This is a genomic window from Bradyrhizobium sp. USDA 3262 (genome assembly GCF_054060035.1).
Genome location: NZ_JBSSCT010000001.1, coordinates 6,819,701 through 6,838,978, shown reverse-complemented (window position 1 = coordinate 6,838,978; position 19,278 = coordinate 6,819,701). Strand labels below are relative to the sequence as shown.

Below are 19,278 nucleotides of genomic sequence, written 5' to 3'. Positions count from 1 at the left end.
ACCACCTGTTAACCATACACCGGGCAAATTCTGCCTACCTCGGAAGAGCCCAGAGGTTAACGGAGCCGCGGCGATGGCCATGAACGATCTCCCGATCCTGTCGGCGTTGCGCACCAAGATGCAGTGGCACCAGGAGCGCCAGCGGGTGCTCGCCGAGAACATTTCCAATTCCGACACGCCGAGCTTCCGGCCGCGCGACCTGGTCGAGCCGAAGTTCGACCGGACCGGCGCCACGGTCGGCGACGGCGTGGGGACGCTGCCGATGATGCAGACCAGCACCACCCACATGGCGGCGTCCGGGGCGCCCGACAGCTTCGACAACGATCGCGGCAAGAGCGGGTTCCAGACCCGCCCGGCCGGCAACGCGGTCAATCTCGAGGAGCAGATGCTGAAGGTGTCGGCCAACCAGATGGACTATGCGGCCGTCACCTCGCTCTACAGCCGCAGCCTGCATCTCCTGAAAACCGCGATCGGCAAGGGCTAGGGCATGACCCGGAAAAGTGTGCACCGGTTTTCCGTCGCGACAAACGCGGAACGCGTTTGCGCGGAGATCATGCCCCAACCAGCAAAAGCCTGACGGCGGCAGGAGGATCCCATGGCAGATGGAACAAGCGATTTCGCCCGCTCGATGAGCATCGCGACCTCAGGCCTGCGGGCGCAAGCGGGACGCATGCGGGTGATCTCGGAAAATATCGCCAATGCCGATTCGACGGCGCAGACCGCGGGCGGCGACCCCTACCGCCGCAAGGTGCCGACCTTCTCCTCCACGCTCGATCGCACGCTCGACGCCCAGGTCGTGGCGCTGGGCCGGATCCGCCCCGACCAGTCTTCGTTCCGTGTCAAGCACGAGCCGGGCAATCCGGCGGCGGACGCCTCCGGCAATGTCAAATATCCGAACGTCAATGCGATGGTCGAAATGACCGACATGCGCGATGCCCAGCGCTCCTACGAGGCCAACCTCAACATCATCAGCGCGACGCGGCGGATGATCCAGCGCACGCTCGACATCCTCAAGTCCTGACGCAACAAGAACAGGGAACGTAAATCATGGCTTCACCGACAGTCGCCGCCAACGCCTACGCCAACCTCGCCAAGATGATGGAGCGCGGCGGCGCCGAGAAGGCCGGGCAGGCCGTCGCCGGCCCATCCTTCAGCGCGCTGCTGAAGGACTCCGTCGGCAGCGTGCTGGAGGCGGGCAAGAAGTCCGACGCGCAGACCATGGCGATGGCCTCGGGCAAGGCCAACGTGATGGACGTGGTGACGGCGGTCGCCGACACCGACGTTGCGGTGTCGACGCTGGTCTCGGTGCGCGACCGCGTGATCCAGGCCTATGAAGACATCATGAAGATGCCGATTTGATTTCACTGTCGTTCCGGGGCGCGAAGCGAACCCGGAACCTCGAGATTCCGGGTTCGCGCTACGCGCGCCCCGGAATGACGAAACAAGTTGCAAGAAGCGAGAACTCAACAATGACCGGCCCCGAAACCCTCGACGTGGCGCGCGATGCGATCTGGACCATCGTGGTGGTGTCGTCGCCCCTGATGGTGGTCGGCCTCGTGGTCGGCGTCGTGGTGTCGCTGTTCCAGGCGCTGACGCAAATCCAGGAACAGACCCTGATTTTCGTGCCGAAGATCCTCGCGATCTTCGTCACATTGCTGCTGGCGCTGCCGTTCATGGCGGACTCGCTCTCCAGCCACATGATGCGGATTTCATCGCGAATCATCGGCGGTTGATGCACTAATGCCGCGGTCATGCGCATCGATGTCTCCCTGCTGCCGGCGCTGGCCGCGATCTTCGTGCTGGTCTTCGCGCGTGTGGGCGCGATGGTGATGCTGCTGCCCGGTTTCGGCGAGAGCAACATCCCGGCGCGGGTCAAGCTGTCGATCGCGCTATTGCTGACGCTGATCATCCTTCCCCTGCATCGCAACGCCTATCATGTCGACCTGACGTCGATCTCCTCGCTCGGGGTCCTGATGGTGCATGAGCTCATCATCGGCATCGTGCTCGGCGCGACCGCGCGGGTGACGCTGTCGGCGCTCAACGTCGCGGGCTCCGTGATCGCGCAGCAGCTCGGCCTCGGCTTCGTCACCGCGGTCGATCCGACCCAGGGGCAGCAGGGCCAGATCATCGGCAACTTCCTCACCATCCTCGGCCTCACGCTGCTGTTTGCGACCGACAGCCACTATCTCGTCATTGCGGCGCTGAGCGAGAGCTACCGGATCTTCTCGCCGGGCGAGATCATGCCGACCGGCGACATCGCCGCGCTTGCGACCTCGGCTTTCTCCGCCGCCTTCAAGATCGGCCTGCAGCTGTCCGCGCCGTTCCTGGTGTTCGGCCTGGTCTTCAACATCGGGCTTGGCGTGCTGGCGCGGCTGATGCCGCAGATGCAGGTCTATTTCGTCGGAGTGCCGCTCTCGATCATGGTCGGGTTCCTGATCTTCGGCGTCGTGCTCGCCGCGATGATGAACACCTATCTCGACTATTTCCTCGGCGTCATGCGCCAGCTCGCTCCGATGAATTAGGGGGGAAGAAGTGGCGGACGATACCGAAGACAAAACAGAAGACCCTACGCAAAAACGTCTCGATGAAGCCCTCGAGAAAGGTGACGTCGTCAAGAGCCAGGAGGTCAACACCTGGTTCGTGATCGCCGGCGGCACCTTGGTGCTGTCGACCTTCTCGGGCTCGATCGGCAGCGGCATCTTGATGCCGCTGCGCAACCTGATCGCCAATTCATGGATGATCCGCACCGACGGCGCCGGCTTGCTGGCGCTGACACAGTCGCTCGGCTACGCGGTGGTCGCCGCGATCGGCGTGCCGTTCCTGTTGCTGGCGCTGGCCGCGATCGCGGGCAACATGGTGCAGCATCAGCTGGTGTGGTCGGGCGAGCAGCTGAAGCCGAAATTCTCCAAGATCTCGCCGGCTGCCGGCTTCAAGCGGTTGTTCGGCAAGCAGGCGGTGGCGAATTTCCTGAAAGGGCTGTTCAAGCTGATTGCGCTCGGCGCCGTGATGGTCGCGGTGCTGTGGCCCGATCGGATGCGGATGGAATCCTTCCTGCGGGTCGATCCGGCCGAGCTGCTGCCCGCCATCACCGGCATGACGGTGCACCTGTTGGCGGCGGTGGTGGCCATCCTCGCTGCGGTCGCGATCGCCGATTACTTCTTCCAGTACCGGACCTGGTACGAGCGTCACAAAATGTCGCTGCAGGAGATGAAGGAGGAGTTCAAGCAGTCGGAAGGCGACCCGCACGTCAAGGGCAGGATCAAGCAATTGCGGGTCCAGCGCGCCAAGAAGCGCATGATGGCCCAGGTTCCGAAGGCCTCGGTGATCATCACCAACCCGACCCACTATTCGGTGGCGCTGGCCTACGACCGCAGCATGTCGGCGCCGATCTGTGTCGCCAAGGGCGTCGACATCATCGCGTTCAAGATCCGGGAGATCGCCAAGGAGCACGACATTCCGATCGTGGAGAACGTGCCGCTGGCCCGGGCGCTCTATGCGACGGTCGAGATCGACCGGGAGATCCCGGTCGAGCACTATCACGCGGTTGCCGAAATCATCGGCTACGTGATGCGGCTGAGGCGCGGCCTGTCCGGCCTGCGTCAGTAAGGGGCGGAAAACCCGCTTGAAATGCGCGTAACTTGCGAAATTGCCGCCTGATGGACTTGCGTTTTCGGGTCCGATTCAGGCACTCAGGGGCGAGGTGGCCGGCCGGTCGCCTTCGTGATGCAGACGAGCCATGTCTCTCCAGATGATCGCCGATAGCAACGATCCTTCCGTGACCGAGCCGTTCGTGGCCCATGGACCAGCGCGGCGGAACGGCAGCATCCTGCTGGTGGTCCTGATCGCGGCCGGCATCGTCGCGGTGGCGGTCTGGCTGATGACCATCGGCCGCACCGAGGCGCAGCCCTATATCCTCGGCGTGCTGGCGCTGCTCGCCACCGTCGGGCTGTTCAACCTGTTCGCCCTTGCCGCCGGCATCATCCGCTTCTCCGACCGCGCCACCGATGATCCGGTGATGGCGCGGATCGCCGACCAGGCCCAGGAAGGGCTCGTCGTCACCGACTCCCGCGGCCACGTGGTCTATTCCAACGCCGCCTATCTCACGCTGACCGGCGCGGCCGGGCCGCAGGACGTCCGTCCGGTCGAGCGCGTCTTCATCGGCAACCCCGACGTCTCCGAGGCCGTGTTCCGCCTTTTGAAGGCTGCCCGCGAGGGCAAGCGGCAGCAGGAGGAGGTCCGCGTCGCCGGCCAGGAGGCCGGCCAGGGCCGCTGGCTGCGCCTGCGGGTACGCCCGCTCGGCGAGGGCAAGCGCGATGCGAAATATGCGGTTTGGTCGATCGCCGACGTCACCCGCGACCGCGAGCGCCAGGAAGACGTGTTCCAGGAGCTGCGGCACGCGATCGAATATCTCGATCACGCGCCATGCGGCTTCTTCTCGGTCAATCCGGCCGGCGAGATCGCCTATGTCAACGCCACGCTGGCCAACTGGCTGGACTACGATCTGGCCGAGATCGGCTCGGGCGGCCTGAAACTGACCGACATCGTCTCGGGCGACGGCGCGGCGCTGTTGACCTCGATTGCGGCGGTGCCGGGCGAAGTCAAGACCGAGGTGTTCGACATCGACCTGCGGATGCGCGGCGGCAAGACCGTGCCAGTGCGGCTCTATCACAAGCTCGCCTTCGGCGCCGACGGCGCGGCGGGCGCCTCGCGCACGCTGGTGATCAGCCGCGCCCGCGACGAGCATTCCGATCCGGAGCGCGCCGCCGAGGTGCGCTTCATGCGCTTCTTCGACCATACGCCGATGGCGATCGCGACCGTCGATCGCGGCGGCAATGTGGTCGGCGCCAATGCGCGCTATGCCAAGCTGGCGCAGGGCCTGAATGGCGACGGCGGCGCCGCCAAGTCGATCTTCCGCGCCGTCAATCCGCGCGACCGCGGCCTCCTGATCGCCGCGATCAACCAGGCGGCCGAGGGCCAGGGCGACATCGCGCCGGTCGAGGTGATGCTCGACGGGCCCAAGGAGCGCTTTGCCCAGTTCTTCGTCACCACCGTCGAGAAAGACGAGCGCGACGCCGAGACCGCGATCGTCTACATGCTCGAGACCACCGAGCGGCGCGCGCTGGAAAACCAGATCAACCAGTCGCAGAAGATGGAGATGGTCGGCCAGCTCGCCGGCGGCATCGCGCACGACTTCAACAACGTGCTGTCGGCCATCATGATGGCCAACGACTTCCTGCTGAACGCGCACAAGCCGACCGACCCGTCGTTCCAGGACATCATGCAGATCAAGCAGAACGCCACCCGCGCCGCGACACTGGTGCGGCAGCTGCTTGCATTCTCGCGCCGCCAGACGCTGCGGCCGCAGGTGCTCGATCTCGGTGATGCTTTGAGCGACCTCACCATGCTGCTGCGCCGGCTGATCGGCGAGAAGGTCAAGCTCGACCTCGTGCATGGCCGCGACCTGTGGCCGGTGAAGGTCGACGTCTCGCAGTTCGAGCAGGTGGTGGTCAATCTCGCGGTCAACGCGCGCGATGCGATGTCCGACGGCGGCAAGCTGATCATCCGCACCGCCAATGTGCCGACCGAGGAAGCCGCCCAGCTCGCCAACAAGGGCATGCCGGCGGCGGACTATGTGAAGATCGAGATCGCCGACACCGGCACCGGCATTCCGGCCGAGATCATCGACAAGATCTTCGAGCCATTCTTCTCGACCAAGGAAGTCGGCAAGGGGACCGGTCTCGGCCTGTCCACCGTCTACGGCATCGTCAAGCAGACCGGCGGCTTCGTCTATGTCGATTCCGTGCCGGGCGGCGGCACCACGTTCCGGATCTATCTGCCACGGCATCGCCAGGAGCAGGAGGTCGCACCGGAGGCCCAGGTCGGCAACGGCGCGGCCAAGGAAACCGCCGTGGAAGCCGCCAAGCCGAAGCCCGATCTCACCGGGCAGGGCACCATCCTGCTGGTGGAGGACGAGGACGGCCTGCGCTCGCTCAATGCGCGCGGCCTGCGTTCGCGCGGCTACAGCGTGATCGAGGCGGCGAACGGCGTCGAGGCGCTGGAGGCGTTCGAGGAGAAGAACGGCGCCGTCGATCTCGTCGTCTCCGACGTCGTGATGCCGGAGATGGACGGCCCGACGCTGCTGAAGGAAATGCGCAGCCGCAACGCGGAGCTGAAGATCATCTTCGTCTCAGGCTATGCCGAGGACGCGTTCGAGAAGAGCCTGCCGGAGAACCAGCAGTTCGCGTTCCTGCCGAAGCCCTTCACGTTGACGCAGCTGGTCGCCGCGGTGAAGGAAACCATGACGGCGAACTAGCCGCGCGGCGATGCGCGTTACGGATTCACCTGTTGCAGGGACGTGGCGGGCGGGTGCTGTTCCGGTTGATCCTCGGCCGCATATCGGGGTAGGACGCGCCGTCGCAGCCACAAGGACCATAGTGTCACATCTCCGCGACCGAGGGCCGCAGCCGCGGTTCCCGTTTCCCGCTTCACTTTTAACCGGCCCTGCCCATCTTAGGGGCGTTTCCCCATGCCGGGGAATCCTTTGAGGAAACCAACATGAATTTCTCGCAACGCACGCGTGGAATTGTTCGGGCGATCGCCGTCGCGATGGCGTTGGCGCTGCCCGTGATGATGACCGTTTCGGCGGCCGACGCCCGCGTTGGCGGTGGCGGCTCGCGCGGCTCGCGGACATTCTCCGCGCCGCCCTCGACCAACACGGCGCCGGGCTCGGTTGCGCCGATGAACCGCACCTTCAGCCAGCCCGGTAGCCCGAACATGGGCGCGCCGGCGGCGGCGAACTCCGGCGGCCTGTTCGGTCGCGGCGGAATGGGCCGCGGCCTGCTCGGCGGCCTGGCCGCGGGCTTCCTTGGCGCCGGCCTGTTCGGCATGCTGTTCGGCGGCGGGCTGTTCTCGGGTCTCGGCGGCCTGTCGTCGATGCTCGGCCTCTTGCTGCAGATCGGCCTGATCGTGCTCGTGGTTCGCCTTGCGATGTCGTGGTGGCAGCGCCGCAACGCGCCGGCGGCCGCCTATGCCGGTGGCCCCGACGTCGGCCCCGGTCCGCAGGCGAACGCCCGCTCGGGCTTCGGCTTCGGCCTCGGCGGCGGATCGAATGCGCCGGTCGAGATCGCGCCTGGCGACTACGAGACGTTCGAACGGCTGCTCGGCGACATCCAGACCGCGTGGTCGAACGAGGACATCGCGAAGCTGCACACGCTCGCGACGCCGGAGATGGTGTCGTACTTCTCGAAGGATCTCGAGGAGAACAAGGCGCGCAACGTCATCAACAAGGTGACCAATGTGAAGCTGCTGCAGGGCGATCTGGCGGAAGCCTGGCGCGAAGGCGACAGCGAGTATGCGACGGTCGCGATGCGCTACTCGCTGGTCGACACCGTGCTCGAGCGCGGCACCGGCCGTCAGGTCGGCGGCAGCACGCAGCCGGAGGAGGTCACTGAGGTCTGGACCTTCGTGCGCCAGCGTGGCGGCAATTGGGAACTTTCGGCGATCCAGCAGACCAACTGATCGGTTGCCGGAGATGACAGAATACAAGGCGCCGCGGCCTGGTCCGCGGCGCCTTTGTTTGTGTGCCGAGTATGAACGACAGCTTGGAGGTGGAAGTCCTCTACCCAGCCTGATGGCGGCGAAGGGTTAGCGAAGCGCAAGGGCATCATCGCGAGGTGGGGTCTGAAGAAAGCGTGGAGCAAAGCCGCGGCCCGATGGACAAGAACCGGATAACGAGGCCTACCCGGCCGGACGAGCGAGCAAACGGTCGCGAAGTCCAAGGTCATCAAGGGTCGGGGTGGTAAATCCGGCGGGCGTGCGGCGAAGGCGGTCGGTCTTACCTCGGGAGGTCTGCGCTGTGTCCCGGCAACGGGACTGAGGTCGTCGCAAGGCGGCCTGACCGCAGCGCAGAAGTCAGCCGAGGGCATAGTAGGCGGCAGCGCGCCGCCGAAGGCCCGAACGGTGGAAGTGGTTAGTAGAGCGGTCGATCTCGCGCGAGCCATGCGGCAGAAGAATCAGGTTGAGCTGAACTCGGACACCGGAGCGAAGGGTGAAGCCCAAAGCGCCGCCGTCCGAGAGACCGAAGCAAGCGCGGCGACGGCCAGTCTTGAACGCCCGGCGGTCGCAGGGCTGTCGATGGAAGCAGTGGTCGAGCGTGAGAATCTGAAGAAAGCGTTGGCGCAAGTGAAGCGCAACAAGGGCGCGGCAGGCGTCGATGGGATGACCGTCAACGAACTGCCGGCCCACCTGAAAGAGCACTGGCTCGCGATCCGAGCTCAACTGCTTGACGGCACCTACAAGCCGCAGCCGGTGCGGCGGGTCGAGATACCGAAGGCGTCGGGCGGCCTGCGGCCGCTCGGCATCCCGACGGTGCTCGACCGCGTCATCCAGCAGGCGGTGATGCAGGTGCTGCAGGCGGATTGGGATGGGACGTTCTCCGAGACGAGCTTCGGCTTCCGGCCGACCCGCTCGGCGCATCAGGCGGTGGAACGGGCGCAGGCGTATATCGCGTCCGGGCACGCCGTCGTCGTGGACATCGACTTGGAAAAGTTCTTCGACCGGGTCAACCACGACGTCCTGATGGGGCTGGTCGCCAAACGGGTGACTGACAAGCGCCTTCTGAAGCTCATCCGCGGATTCCTGAATGCGGGGGTGATGGAGGGAGGGGTGGTCAGCCCGACGGAAGAGGGCACGCCGCAAGGCGGTCCGCTCTCGCCGCTGTTGTCGAATCTGATGCTGGATGTGCTGGACAAGGAACTGGAGAAGCGCGGCCACCGCTTTGTGCGTTATGCCGATGACTGCAACATCTATGTGCGCAGTCAGCGAGCGGGCGAACGGGTGCTGGCCGGCATCGAGAAGTTCCTCGAAAAGCGCCTCAAGCTCAAGGTCAACAAGGCCAAGAGTGCGGTCGCCAAACCGAGCGTTCGCAAGTTCCTGGGCTTCAGCTTCACCGGCGGGACAGCACCGCGGCGGCGCATTGCGCCGCAGGCGCTCGCCCGCTTCAAGGCGAAAGTTCGGGAGCTGACACGGCGCACGCGCGGCCGAAGCCTTGCGCAGATTGTCAAGGAGTTGTCCGTCTATCTGATCGGATGGCGCGGCTACTTCGGCTTCTGCCAAACCCCGTCGATATTGCGCGACCTTGATCAATGGCTCAGGCGGCGGTTGCGCGCCATCGCCTGGAAGCAGTGGAAGCGCGGAATCACTCGTTTTGCCGAGCTGCGACGCCGCGGCGTCGGCCGGGATCGGGCGGCGCAAACCGCCGGAAGCCCACATGGCCCCTGGCGGCTCGCGAACAGTCCCGCACTCACCATCGCCATGCCAATCGCGTTCTTCAGTTCACTCGGCTTGGCTTCCGTCGCGGCGCTGCAGACCGCATAATCCACTGAACCGCCGGATACGGACCCGTATGTCCGGTGGTGTGGGAGGGGCGGAGCCGCGAGGCTCCCCCCTATCCCGATTGTGCCTTCATTCACATGTCGCGGCGCCGGAATATCCGGAGGGCCTGCGGGTTGATCTCAGCGGACCATAACAACCATCGGGAGGATTGAGATGAAGATCGTTGCGCAGATCGCGGTTCCGGCCTGTCTTGCGTTCGTCGTCGTGGCGGCGCCGCCGGCGGCGGCGCAGACCGCCGACACCAGCTTCTTCCTGACCAGCAACGGCATCGGCAACGGCGGCAATCTCGGCGGGCTCGCCGGCGCCGACAATCATTGCCAGACGCTGGCGCAGGCCGCCGGCTTCGGTGCGCCGAAGACCTGGCGCGCCTATCTCTCGACCCAGGCGGCCGACGGCAAGGCAGCGGAGAATGCGCGCGATCGCATCGGCAAGGGACCGTGGAAGAATGTAAAGGGCGTCGTGGTCGCCAAGGACGTCACCGACCTGCACAGCGCCGGCAACAATCTCACCAAGCAGACCGCCCTGTCCGAGAAGGGCGAGGTCGTCAACGGTGCCGGCGACACGCCGAACCGCCACGACGTGCTGACGGGGTCGCAAGCAGACGGTACGGCATTTGCGGCCGGCGAGGACCGCACCTGCAAGAACTGGACAAGCAGCACGCAAGGCGCCGCCATGCTAGGGCATTTCGACCGCAAGGGCCTGCGCGACGACGAGCCGTCAAAATCCTGGAACACGTCGCATCCCTCGCGCGGTCCCGATGGCGGCTGCTCGCAGGCCGACCTGAAGAGCACCGGCGGCGACGGCCTGCTGTACTGCTTCGCGGCGAATTGAGGGTCGACGAGCAGCCAGCAGTCGCCAAGCGTCGCCGCTCGTTACAGGGCGATCGCATTTGGAATGGGCTGCGTTTTCCGCACCGTCATGGCCGGGCTTGTCCCGGCCATCCATGTCTTTCTTGGCGTGGAGATGAAGACGTGGATGCCCGGGACAAGCCCGGGCATGACGAATTTGTGGAAGTGCCGATCACCTCGAGTTCCAAATGCGAGCATTAAGAGCAGTCAGCTCTTTTTGCGCTTGACGGTCTTCTTCGCAGTCTTCTTTTTCTTCGCGGTTTTCTTCTTCGCCGCGAAATAGGCTTCGACCTTCTTCGAGGAATGCCCGACCGCGGCGACCGCGGTCTTGAGCCGGGCAGGGGTCACCTTGAACTTCTTCGACCAGTAGCGGACCTCGTAGGGCTCGCTGATCGCGATCCGCGCGCGGTCGGCGGCTTTGTGGCGTTGCTCCTTGAAATAGGCTTCCACCTTCTTGGCGGAATGTCCGACCTTCTTGACGGCGGCTTTCAGCTTCGCCGGCGTGACCTTGAACTTCTTGGACCAGTACGCAACTTCGTAGGACTCGCTCAACGCGATCAGAGCGCGATCCGCCGCGCCCCGCTTCTTCTTGCTATCCGCCATAAGATGATCCCTCATCGAAGATTCGACGTTGGAACCTTAGCAGCCTCTGTGCGGTTCGCACAGGCAGCGGTGCGCGATGGACGATCTGACCGCGGCGCGGCTACGATCGAGCTGAAGCGAAGCGATGCGGCGAAGTTTTCGGAGGTAACTGCATGCACTATCAGCTTTACTACTGGCCGATGATCCAGGGCCGTGGCGAATATGTCCGTCTCGCGCTCGAGGATGCAGGCGCTGGCTACACCGATGTCGCGCGGGCCAAGGGCGGCACGGGCGCCATGATGAAGATGATGGAGGCACACAAGGGCACGCCGCCCTTCGCGCCGCCCTTCCTCAAGGCCGGCAGTCTCGTGATCGGGCAGACCGCCAACATCCTGCTCTATCTCGGCGCGCGCCACGGCCTGGCGCCGAAAGCGGAGGGCGGAAAGCTCTGGCTGCACCAGCTGCAGCTCACGATCGCGGACTTCGTGCTGGAGATCCACGACACCCATCATCCGCTCGGGCCGTCGCTGTATTACGAGGACCAGAAGGCGCCGGCGAAGAAGCGCACCGAGGAGTTCTGGGATTCGCGGGTGCCGAAATATCTCGGCTATTTCGAGGACCTCGTGCAGGCCAACCGCGGTTCGTTCCTCACCGGCCGCCGGCTGACCTACGCGGATCTGTCGCTGTTCCAGATCGTGGAAGGCCTGCGCTATGCGTTTCCGAAGCGGATGGCGGCGTTCGAGAAGAAGATCCCGCGCCTGATCGCGCTGCGCGATCGCGTCGCCGAGCGGCCGAACATCAAGGCGTATCTGGCCAGCGAGCGGCGGATTTCCTTCAACGAAGAGGGTATTTTCCGGCGATACAAAGCGCTGGATTTGTAGGCACCGTCATTCCGGGGCGCGAAGCGAACCCGGAATCTCGCGCCACAATCTCTGGATTCCGGGTTCACGCTCCGCGTGCCCCGGAATGACGGCGTGGAAGGCTACCTATTCCGCCCATCCACCGGCGTCATCGCGATCTTCGACAGATCGATGCCATCGATGCAGCTGACATTCAGCGCCACGATGTCGGTGCCGTCGGGCTTCTTGCCGCGCGCGAACACGTCGACGCCGCAATCGACGCAAAGCTGATGGCGGATCGCATGGCGGTTGAAGAGATATTCCTTGAGGTTCTCGGCGCCGGCGCGAAGCTGGAAGCTCGACGGTGGCATGAACACGAAGTGCAGGCCCTTCTTGGTGCAGATCGAGCAGTTGCAGGCCGTCACCATGGCCATATCGGTGGTGCATTCGAAGCGGACCTGTCCGCAATGGCAACCGCCGGTGTAAGTCTTGCTCTCCGCCATGATGATCCCTCACCACAGCCCGGGCACGAGGCGGTAGCGCACCCGTGCCGCATAATCGGCGTAGCCTGACAATCCCGTCACCAGAGTGCGCTCCTCAATCCGGGTGCGGATCGCAAACATCACGAAGAACACCGGCACGAAAGCGAGGCCCCACCAGGAGCCGAGCGTCAGCGGCACGCCGATGAAGAACAGCATCACGCTCGTATACATCGGATGGCGGACCAGCGCGTAGGGACCGGTCGAGATGACGTGATGGTCGCGCTCGGTCTGCACCTTCACGACCGGCGCGGCGAACGAGTTGGTGCGGAACACCCAGAGAATCAGGACGGTCGACAACAGGTACAGCGCAAGGCCGAGCACGATCAGCGGCACGCCGTCATTGACGCCGTCAAAGCGCCGGTCGAGCCCCATCGCGACGAACCACAGCACGGCAATGACCAGGAACACCAGCATGAACCGCTTGTCCTCGGTGGGCTGGCCTTCACGCGCGGTGAGGCGCATGCGCTCGGCCAGCAGCCCGGGATCGACCTTGGCGAGCCACAGCCCGCAGGCCGGGCCGATCACGGCCGAGGCGATCAGATAGGCCCATGCGCCGGGCCAGTGCAGCGTACCTGCGAAGGCAAACAGCAGCACGGCCATGGCGATGACGAAGAAGGTATTCTGCAGAAGGAGCTTTGCGATCATGAGCGGCTCCGCGCGATTCCAGTCGATATTATCGCACCCTTTTCCCGGCAAGCATGCGACCGCAGCGATCAACTTTCGGAGCAGGCGAGACGTTCCTGCGTCGCGACTGTATTGACAATCATATAAGCAATTGCTTATATATTTTCATGCCTGTCGCCACGCAGCTGACCGATGTGTTGAAGACCCTCGCGGACCCGACGCGGCGGGCGGTGTTTGAGCGGATCGCGCGGGAAGGCGAGATCGCCGCGACCGGCCTGGTGCAGGGCTCAAAGGTGTCGCAGCCGGCGGTGTCGCAACATCTGCGCGCGCTGCGCGATGCCGGGCTGGTCGCCGAGCGGCGCGAGGGCCGGCATATCCATTATCGCATCGCGCCGAAGGGGCTCGGCCCGCTGATCGACTGGCTCGGCCATTACGAGACGTTCTGGGCCGAGCGCTTCGCAAACCTGGAACGGCTGCTGAAGGAGAGTGAGTGATGGGTGAGACACACGCGATCACGGTCGAGAAGGTGCTGCCCTACGCGGCCGGAAAGATCTGGCGGACGCTGACGACGAGCGACCGGATCACGAAATGGCTGATGCCGAACGATTTCGTGCCGGCCGTTGGCCATCGCTTCAATTTCCACACCAAGCCGATGGGCGACTGGGACGGTGTCGTACATTGCGAGGTGCTGGATTGCGATCCGCCGCGTCTGTTGCGCTACTCCTGGAAGGGCGGCGCTGATACCAATCCGGAATACGGCTCGAAGCTCGATACGATCGTCACCTGGACGCTGACGCCGGTCGAAGGCGGCACCCATCTGCGGATGGTGCATGACGGCTTCGTGCTGCCGGGCAACCGCTTCGCCTTCGACATGATGAGCCCGGGATGGGGCCGGGTGCTCGACGCCATCGCGCGCATCACCGGCGAAGGCTGATCACTCGTTGTTGCCGCGACGAACCGTGATCGAGGCGTCGGTCTTGTTGCGGGTGCATTCGAGGTTGAGGCGGCGATAGCGCATCGTGATGGTGTTGCCGCGCAAGATGCCCATCCGCTTCAGGCAGCGCGAGGTGCCGGTGACGGCGTCGTCCTTCGGTACGGTGAAGATCAGCGCCGTGGCGGAGCCCACTAGTACCCACTTTTCTTGGAACGTGAGTCGTGATTCAAGGTCGGGATGATACCCGAAGCAAGAGAAGTCCGCCTTTCGAGGCAAGATCGCAAGGTGCTAGAGGCGTGTTGTCGCTCACCGATGACATTGCAGCGCGATTTGAAGCGGGCGCGGATAGTCTTGTTGGCGGCGGACGGGCGCAGCACCCGGTCGATCGCCAAGGAAGTTGGGGTCCAGCCGCGGATTGTCAGCCTTTGGCGGCATCGCTATGCCGACCATGGCCTTGAAGGGCTGCAAGACAAGCCGCGACCGGGCAAGCAGCCGATCTATACGAAGACGACCGACAAGCGGATTCTGAAGCTGTTGGATAAGCCGCCGCCGCACGGGTTTGCGCGCTGGACCGGTCCTCTGCTGGCCGGAGCGCTGGGCGATGTTGACGTCCAATATGTCTGGCGGTTCCTGCGCAGCCACAAGATTGACCTCGCGGCTCGCAAGTCCTGGTGCGAGAGCAACGACCCGAACTTTACGGCCAAGGCCGCCGATGTTGTCGGCCTCTACGTCGCCCCGCCGGCGAAGGCCATTGTGCTATGCGTGGACGAGAAGCCTTCGATCCAGGCTTTGGAGCGAGCGCAGGGTTATCTGAAGTTGCCCAATGGCCGCGCCTTGACCGGCCAGAGCCACGATTACAAGCGGCATGGCACCACAACATTGTTTGCGGCGCTCGAAGTCGCCACCGGAAAGATCATCGCAACGCATTCAAAACGCCGTCGCCGCGTCGAGTTTCTCGATTTCATGAACAGCCTCACCGCGGCCTTTCCGAGCCGCCAGCTTCACGTCATCCTCGACAACCTTAACACCCACAAGAAGAACGAGGACTGGCTCAAGGCCCACCCCAACGTGCAATTTCATTTCACGCCGACAAGTGCGTCCTGGCTCAATCAGGTCGAGGTATGGTTTTCGATCTTGCAGGGGCAGTCGCTCAGCGGCACCTCCTTCACAAGCCTCAAGCAGCTTCAGGACCACATCGATGCCTACGTCAACGCGTACAACGACAAAGCCGAGCCCTTCGTCTGGACCAAGAAAAAGGTCCGTCAACGCCGTTTCAAAGGCCGCCGTATCACTCAGCTCTGATTCCGGGTACTAGGTTGAAGAACTCCGGCTTCATCTTGCGATCGGTCTTGGCGTAGAGCTCGATCGAATAATCCTTGCCGCGGCAGCCGAGCGACAATTCCTTCGCCGCCGGGTGCGTGAGGTAGGTGATGTTGGCGGCGCTGAAATTGACCTTCAGCCCGTCGATCTGGCCGGCGAGCTGCTTGGCGATGTCCACGCAGGGATCGGCATGCGCAGGCGCTGCGACGAAAACCGTCGCCAGCGCGATCAGCGCGGCCGGCAGTGTGGAGCGGATGCTCAAAGGCAAGCGTCGGCGCAACGATGCTGTCACGAAATACCCCCGCGGTATGAAAATACGCAAAGCTACATGCAGGCTCCCGCGGAGCCCGTCAATATGGCCGCGTCAGGACGAGCACTTGCCGTCCTGCGCCTTGGAAACTCCGGCAGCCCGGCGCTCGCAATCATTGCCGTAGGTCTTGCCGTCGCAGCCGCATACGGGCTTGAAGATCTTGTTGCAGATCGTCGGGCGGAACGCGCAGGTGCCGGTCTGGTCGAAGCGGCCGCAGGTCCCGGGCTTGAACTGGCAGAACTGGCCGCGACTGCTGCATTGCAGGCCGGCAAGGCCGCCGCACGGCTTGCCGAGGCGGGCGGCATCTGCGCCGGTCGGGACCGCGATCAGCAAGGCCAGCGCCGCGAACCAGACGAAGAGCGCTGTCTTCATGAAGGTCTCCTGATGGTTTCCTGATGGTTTCCTTGGCCGTTTCGCGGCTTGCCGGCGTTGTGGCAACCTGGGATTACGATGGCATGAAACATAGCACGTGGATTGCCGGTCCCGCGCATGGCTGGAAGGCGGCCGGCTTCCCTTTCCTTTGTCGGAAAAAGGCTTAGAACGGCTCTACATTGCCGGCGGCCCCGCTGCCGGCATCGGCCTTTCGAAACCGACGAGCAGCTCATGAACGCCCCCTCAGCCTTCCCCGACCAGCAGAAGCCCGTTCCGCCCTACAAGCACACGCCTCTGTTCCCGCTTGGTGCCGACACCACGCCCTACAAGAAGGTGACGAGCGAGGGCGTCCGGGTCGAGAAGGTGTTGGGCAAGGACATGCTCGTGGTGTCGCGGGAGGCGCTGCGCGCGCTCTCCGAGGCCGCCTTCGGCGACATCAACCACTATCTGCGGCCGGGCCACCTGAAGCAGCTGCGCTCGATCCTTGAGGACAAGGAAGCCAGCGACAACGACAAGTTCGTCGCCTTCGACTTCCTGAAGAATGCCAACATCGCGGCCGGCGGCGTGCTGCCGATGTGCCAGGACACCGGCACCGCGATCATCATGGGCAAGAAGGGATGCAACGTCATCACCGACGGTGACGACGAGGCCGCGCTGTCCGAAGGCGCGCGCGATGCCTATCTGCGCCGCAATCTGCGCTACTCGCAGGTAGCTCCGTTGTCGATGTATGAGGAGAAGAACACCGCCAACAACATGCCGGCGCAGTGCGAGATCTACGCCGAGGGCGATGATGCGTACAAGTTCATGTTCATGGCCAAGGGCGGCGGCTCGGCCAACAAGAGCTTCCTGTTCCAGGCGACGCCGTCGGTGCTGACCAGGGATCGCCTGCTCGCCTTCCTGAAGGAGAAGGTGCTGACGCTCGGCACCGCGGCGTGTCCCCCTTATCACCTTGCGATCGTGATCGGCGGCACCTCGGCCGAGCTTTGCATGAAGACCGTGAAGCTCGCCTCGGCGCGCTATCTCGACGCGCTGCCGACCCACGGCTCGGCTGATGGCAACGCGTTCCGCGATCTCGAGATGGAGCAGGAAATCCTCAAGATGACGCAGTCGCTCGGCGTCGGCGCCCAGTTCGGCGGCAAGTATTTTTGCCACGACGTGCGCGTGATCCGCATGCCGCGCCACGGCGCCTCGCTGCCGATCGGGTTAGGGGTCTCCTGTTCGGCGGACCGCCAGGTGCTTGGCAAGATCACCAGGGACGGCGTCTATCTCGAGGAGCTCGAGCACAACCCGGCGCAGTATCTGCCCGCGGTCGAGCAGTCGCTCGGCGGCGAGGTCGTCAAGATCGACCTCAACAAGCCGATGAAGGAAATCCTCGCGACGCTGTCGCAATATCCGATCAAGACCCGCGTCTCGATGACCGGCACCATGATCGTCGCGCGCGACTCCGCGCACGCCAAGCTGCGTGAGCGGCTGGAGAAGGGTGAGCCGCTGCCGGATTACTTCAAGAACCATCCGGTCTACTACGCGGGGCCCGCCAAGACGCCCGATGGCTATGCCTCGGGCGCATTCGGCCCGACCACGGCGGGGCGCATGGACTCCTTCGTCGACCAGTTCCAGGCCGCGGGCGGATCGATGGTGATGGTCGCCAAGGGCAACCGCGCGGTCGCGGTGCGCGAGGCCTGCAAGAAGCACGGCGGCTTCTACCTCGGCTCGATCGGCGGCGCCGCAGCGAACCTCGCCGAGCACTGCATCAAGAAGGTCGAGGTCGTCGAGTATCCCGAGCTCGGCATGGAAGCGATCTGGCGCATCGAGGTGGTCGACTTCCCGGCCTTCATCATCATCGACGACAAGGGCAACGACTTCTTCAAGGAATTGAATCTCGGTTGAGAATCCGGGTTGATTGCGGTCGGCCTCGACGGTTTTTCCAAGGGCTGGGTCGCCGTCACCATCGACGGCGACCGGCGCACGATTTCCTTTCACAGTGACATTGCGGACGCGCTGGCGCGCCCGTTCGATCGCGCCGGGATCGATATCCCGATCGGTCTGACCGATGACGGCGAGCGCGATTGCGACCTGCTTGCGCGCGTGAGATTGCGCCCGCACGCCTCGCGCGTCTTCACCGGCGCGCGGCGCTGGCTGCGGCAGCAGTTTGACGATCCCGATCTCGCGAATGCGGAAGCGGTGCGTCGCGGCCAGACCCGCGTGTCGCGCCAGCTCTGGCACATCGGGCCGAAGATCATGGAGGTCGACGCGCTCGTGCGCGCGAACGCCACGCGCGATATCCGCGAGGTGCATCCCGAACTGGTGTTCCTGCGGCTGAACCGCGGCACGCCGTTGCCGCGCAAGAAGTCGGAGGAGGGCGATGCGCTCCGCTGCAGGCTGCTGAAACGATCGGGCTTTCGCGAGATCGATCGATGGCTCACCGAGATGCGGACCGGCACAGGCGCGAAGCGCGACGATGTGCTGGATGCGTGTGCAGTGGCGCTGGCTGCGCGCGAACCTTGCGGAAGCGTTCCCGAAGCGCCGCCGCGAGACGTGTACGGTCTGCCGATGCAGATCTGGTTCTAACTGCAGTTGGTCACCTGGTTGGAGCACAGGCTGCGCCACCAGCCGCGCACGCCGTCATGGCTCTCCACCAGCGCCCAGTGCCCGCTGCAGGCGAGGATGCGTTTCGGACCGTCGTCGGTATCGAACTCACCGCCGAGCTTGCGCAGCGCCGGCGTCCACTTGGCATCGACGAAGGGTGCCTGGAACAGCCCGCCCATGCGGGTGTAGCCGTTGGCGTAGCTCGCGCCGACCTTGTTGGCGGCAACCCATCCGCGCCCGGCATAAGGCTTTGGCGCGTTGCGCGGATAGCGCTTGTCATCCTCGTAGGCCTTGCCCGGCGGCATCGCGCCCTCGATCAGAAACCAGCCGTCCTTGAAGCCGATGATACGAAACTCGGTGAGCCAGCCGCCCTCCGGCGTGTTCTCGGCCCCGCCCATCTTGAGATGGTAGGGCGGCGGCAGCTTGCCGAGCACGCGTGCCTTCGCCGACGGCTCGGCGCGCACGTTGAGGCCTGCGAGGTCCTTGTCCTCCGACCAGGCGCCGAGGTCGCACGGTTCGGTGCCACCGGGCAGTGCGTTTCGCTTCGCGTCAAGTTCGGTCTGGCGCGCGGCAAAATCATTGTCCGCGCCGTCGGCATTTTTGGTCGCGATATCGCTGGGACCGCGCGGCTTCAGTTCGGCCGACAGGGCGCGCGTGCCATCCTTGCTTAGCGTCACGACCATCATCTGACGCGGCGCGAAGACGCTTGCTGGCGTCTTCGGGTCGTCTGCGTTCGCGGCATAGACCGCGAGGTAGCCGGTGGTGCCGGCGGCATCCGTGCTGGAAGAGGTGCCCGCAACATATCCGGCCGGCACCAGCGCGACCGCGCTCGCGCGCCACGCCGGTTCGGCTTCGCTTGCTTGTTGCGCGGAAGCCGTCGCGGCTGATAACGCCATGACGGCAACGGATGTCAGGATGCGCATGCGTG

Annotated in this window: 22 protein-coding genes and 1 pseudogene; 16 read left to right on the top strand and 7 right to left on the bottom strand. The window is 64.5% G+C overall.

Features of this window, described 5'->3' with window-relative positions; genetic code table 11:
- The first annotated feature begins 73 nt into the window (after positions 1–73).
- From flgB to ACVWYP_RS32345, 10 genes are all read left to right on the top strand, one after another.
- Positions 74–484, top strand: a complete 411-nt coding sequence (flgB, locus tag ACVWYP_RS32390) for a flagellar basal body rod protein FlgB (RefSeq protein WP_304496124.1) — start codon at positions 74–76, stop codon at positions 482–484.
- A gap of 111 nt (positions 485–595) precedes the next feature.
- Positions 596–1,021, top strand: coding sequence for a flagellar basal body rod protein FlgC (gene flgC, locus ACVWYP_RS32385; protein ID WP_018272466.1), 426 nt, complete (start codon positions 596–598; stop codon positions 1,019–1,021).
- A gap of 26 nt (positions 1,022–1,047) precedes the next feature.
- Positions 1,048–1,359 (top strand): flagellar hook-basal body complex protein FliE, encoded by a 312-nt coding sequence (gene fliE, locus ACVWYP_RS32380; protein ID WP_016844765.1) that lies wholly within the window; start codon positions 1,048–1,050, stop codon positions 1,357–1,359.
- 110 nt (positions 1,360–1,469) lie between these two features.
- Positions 1,470–1,733 (top strand): flagellar biosynthesis protein FliQ, encoded by a 264-nt coding sequence (gene fliQ / locus ACVWYP_RS32375; protein WP_016844766.1) that lies wholly within the window; start codon positions 1,470–1,472, stop codon positions 1,731–1,733.
- 18 nt (positions 1,734–1,751) lie between these two features.
- Positions 1,752–2,522 (top strand): flagellar biosynthetic protein FliR, encoded by a 771-nt coding sequence (fliR, locus tag ACVWYP_RS32370; RefSeq protein WP_304496123.1) that lies wholly within the window; start codon positions 1,752–1,754, stop codon positions 2,520–2,522.
- Between the two features lie 10 nt (positions 2,523–2,532).
- Positions 2,533–3,606 carry a flagellar biosynthesis protein FlhB gene (gene flhB / locus ACVWYP_RS32365; protein ID WP_304496122.1) on the top strand — a complete coding sequence of 358 codons (1,074 nt, stop codon included), beginning with the start codon at positions 2,533–2,535 and terminating at the stop codon, positions 3,604–3,606.
- 142 nt (positions 3,607–3,748) lie between these two features.
- Positions 3,749–6,313, top strand: a complete 2,565-nt coding sequence (gene cckA, locus ACVWYP_RS32360; RefSeq protein WP_453946203.1) for a cell cycle histidine kinase CckA — start codon at positions 3,749–3,751, stop codon at positions 6,311–6,313.
- 242 nt (positions 6,314–6,555) lie between these two features.
- Positions 6,556–7,518, top strand: a complete 963-nt coding sequence (locus ACVWYP_RS32355; RefSeq protein WP_304496121.1) for a Tim44 domain-containing protein — start codon at positions 6,556–6,558, stop codon at positions 7,516–7,518.
- Between the two features lie 480 nt (positions 7,519–7,998).
- Positions 7,999–9,375 carry a group II intron reverse transcriptase/maturase gene (ltrA, locus tag ACVWYP_RS32350; protein ID WP_225164672.1) on the top strand — a complete coding sequence of 459 codons (1,377 nt, stop codon included), beginning with the start codon at positions 7,999–8,001 and terminating at the stop codon, positions 9,373–9,375.
- A 171-nt stretch (positions 9,376–9,546) separates the two neighbouring features.
- Complete coding sequence (locus ACVWYP_RS32345; protein ID WP_304496120.1) at positions 9,547–10,224, top strand: lectin; 678 nt, start codon at positions 9,547–9,549, stop codon at positions 10,222–10,224.
- 224 nt (positions 10,225–10,448) lie between these two features.
- On the opposite strand, the gene ACVWYP_RS32340 is transcribed toward ACVWYP_RS32345, so the two are convergent.
- Positions 10,449–10,844 (bottom strand): DUF3606 domain-containing protein, encoded by a 396-nt coding sequence (locus tag ACVWYP_RS32340; protein WP_304496119.1) that lies wholly within the window; start codon positions 10,842–10,844, stop codon positions 10,449–10,451.
- A 152-nt stretch (positions 10,845–10,996) separates the two neighbouring features.
- Here ACVWYP_RS32340 and ACVWYP_RS32335 point away from each other — a divergent pair, with 152 nt between their 5' ends.
- Positions 10,997–11,704, top strand: coding sequence for a glutathione S-transferase (locus ACVWYP_RS32335; RefSeq protein WP_304496118.1), 708 nt, complete (start codon positions 10,997–10,999; stop codon positions 11,702–11,704).
- A gap of 101 nt (positions 11,705–11,805) precedes the next feature.
- Here ACVWYP_RS32335 and ACVWYP_RS32330 read toward each other — a convergent pair whose 3' ends face one another.
- Both ACVWYP_RS32330 and ACVWYP_RS32325 read right to left on the bottom strand, forming a co-directional pair.
- Positions 11,806–12,165: a GFA family protein gene (locus ACVWYP_RS32330; protein WP_137480094.1), complete on the bottom strand. Its 360-nt coding sequence runs from the start codon at positions 12,163–12,165 to the stop codon at positions 11,806–11,808.
- Positions 12,166–12,174: 9 nt separating this feature from the next.
- Complete coding sequence (locus tag ACVWYP_RS32325; protein ID WP_304496117.1) at positions 12,175–12,849, bottom strand: methyltransferase family protein; 675 nt, start codon at positions 12,847–12,849, stop codon at positions 12,175–12,177.
- A gap of 146 nt (positions 12,850–12,995) precedes the next feature.
- Between ACVWYP_RS32325 and ACVWYP_RS32320 the strand changes: the two genes are divergently transcribed.
- Complete coding sequence (locus tag ACVWYP_RS32320; protein WP_304496116.1) at positions 12,996–13,322, top strand: ArsR/SmtB family transcription factor; 327 nt, start codon at positions 12,996–12,998, stop codon at positions 13,320–13,322.
- The gene (locus tag ACVWYP_RS32315; protein ID WP_304496115.1) at positions 13,322–13,762 is read left to right on the top strand and encodes an SRPBCC family protein; all 441 of its coding nucleotides are present in this window, start codon (positions 13,322–13,324) and stop codon (positions 13,760–13,762) included. The genes ACVWYP_RS32320 and ACVWYP_RS32315 overlap by 1 nt, the downstream gene beginning before the upstream one ends.
- Here the strand turns inward: ACVWYP_RS32315 and ACVWYP_RS32310 are convergent, their stop codons facing one another.
- Positions 13,763–13,954, bottom strand: coding sequence for a hypothetical protein (locus ACVWYP_RS32310; RefSeq protein ID WP_456684261.1), 192 nt, complete (start codon positions 13,952–13,954; stop codon positions 13,763–13,765). It abuts the gene before it with no gap.
- A gap of 45 nt (positions 13,955–13,999) precedes the next feature.
- Here ACVWYP_RS32310 and ACVWYP_RS32305 point away from each other — a divergent pair, with 45 nt between their 5' ends.
- Entirely contained in the window at positions 14,000–15,064 is a 1,065-nt protein-coding gene (locus tag ACVWYP_RS32305; RefSeq protein WP_038380919.1) for an IS630 family transposase, read from the top strand.
- Here ACVWYP_RS32305 and ACVWYP_RS32300 read toward each other — a convergent pair.
- Positions 15,057–15,344, bottom strand: a pseudogene (locus tag ACVWYP_RS32300) (hypothetical protein); the annotation flags it as partial. The gene ACVWYP_RS32305 and the pseudogene ACVWYP_RS32300 sit on opposite strands and share 8 nt — an antisense overlap.
- A 102-nt stretch (positions 15,345–15,446) precedes the next feature.
- Positions 15,447–15,764, bottom strand: coding sequence for a Kazal-type serine protease inhibitor family protein (locus ACVWYP_RS32295; protein ID WP_304496114.1), 318 nt, complete (start codon positions 15,762–15,764; stop codon positions 15,447–15,449).
- A gap of 231 nt (positions 15,765–15,995) precedes the next feature.
- On the opposite strand from ACVWYP_RS32295, the gene ACVWYP_RS32290 reads away from it, so the two are divergent.
- A complete protein-coding gene (locus ACVWYP_RS32290; RefSeq protein ID WP_028337141.1) occupies positions 15,996–17,651 on the top strand; it encodes a fumarate hydratase in 1,656 nt (551 codons plus the stop codon).
- Between the two features lie 9 nt (positions 17,652–17,660).
- Positions 17,661–18,332, top strand: coding sequence for a DUF429 domain-containing protein (locus ACVWYP_RS32285; RefSeq protein ID WP_304496113.1), 672 nt, complete (start codon positions 17,661–17,663; stop codon positions 18,330–18,332).
- On the opposite strand, the gene ACVWYP_RS32280 is transcribed toward ACVWYP_RS32285, so the two are convergent.
- The gene (locus ACVWYP_RS32280; protein WP_304496112.1) at positions 18,329–19,273 is read right to left on the bottom strand and encodes an SH3 domain-containing protein; all 945 of its coding nucleotides are present in this window, start codon (positions 19,271–19,273) and stop codon (positions 18,329–18,331) included. The two genes, ACVWYP_RS32285 and ACVWYP_RS32280, sit on opposite strands and share 4 nt — an antisense overlap.
- Positions 19,274–19,278: the final 5 nt, after the last annotated feature.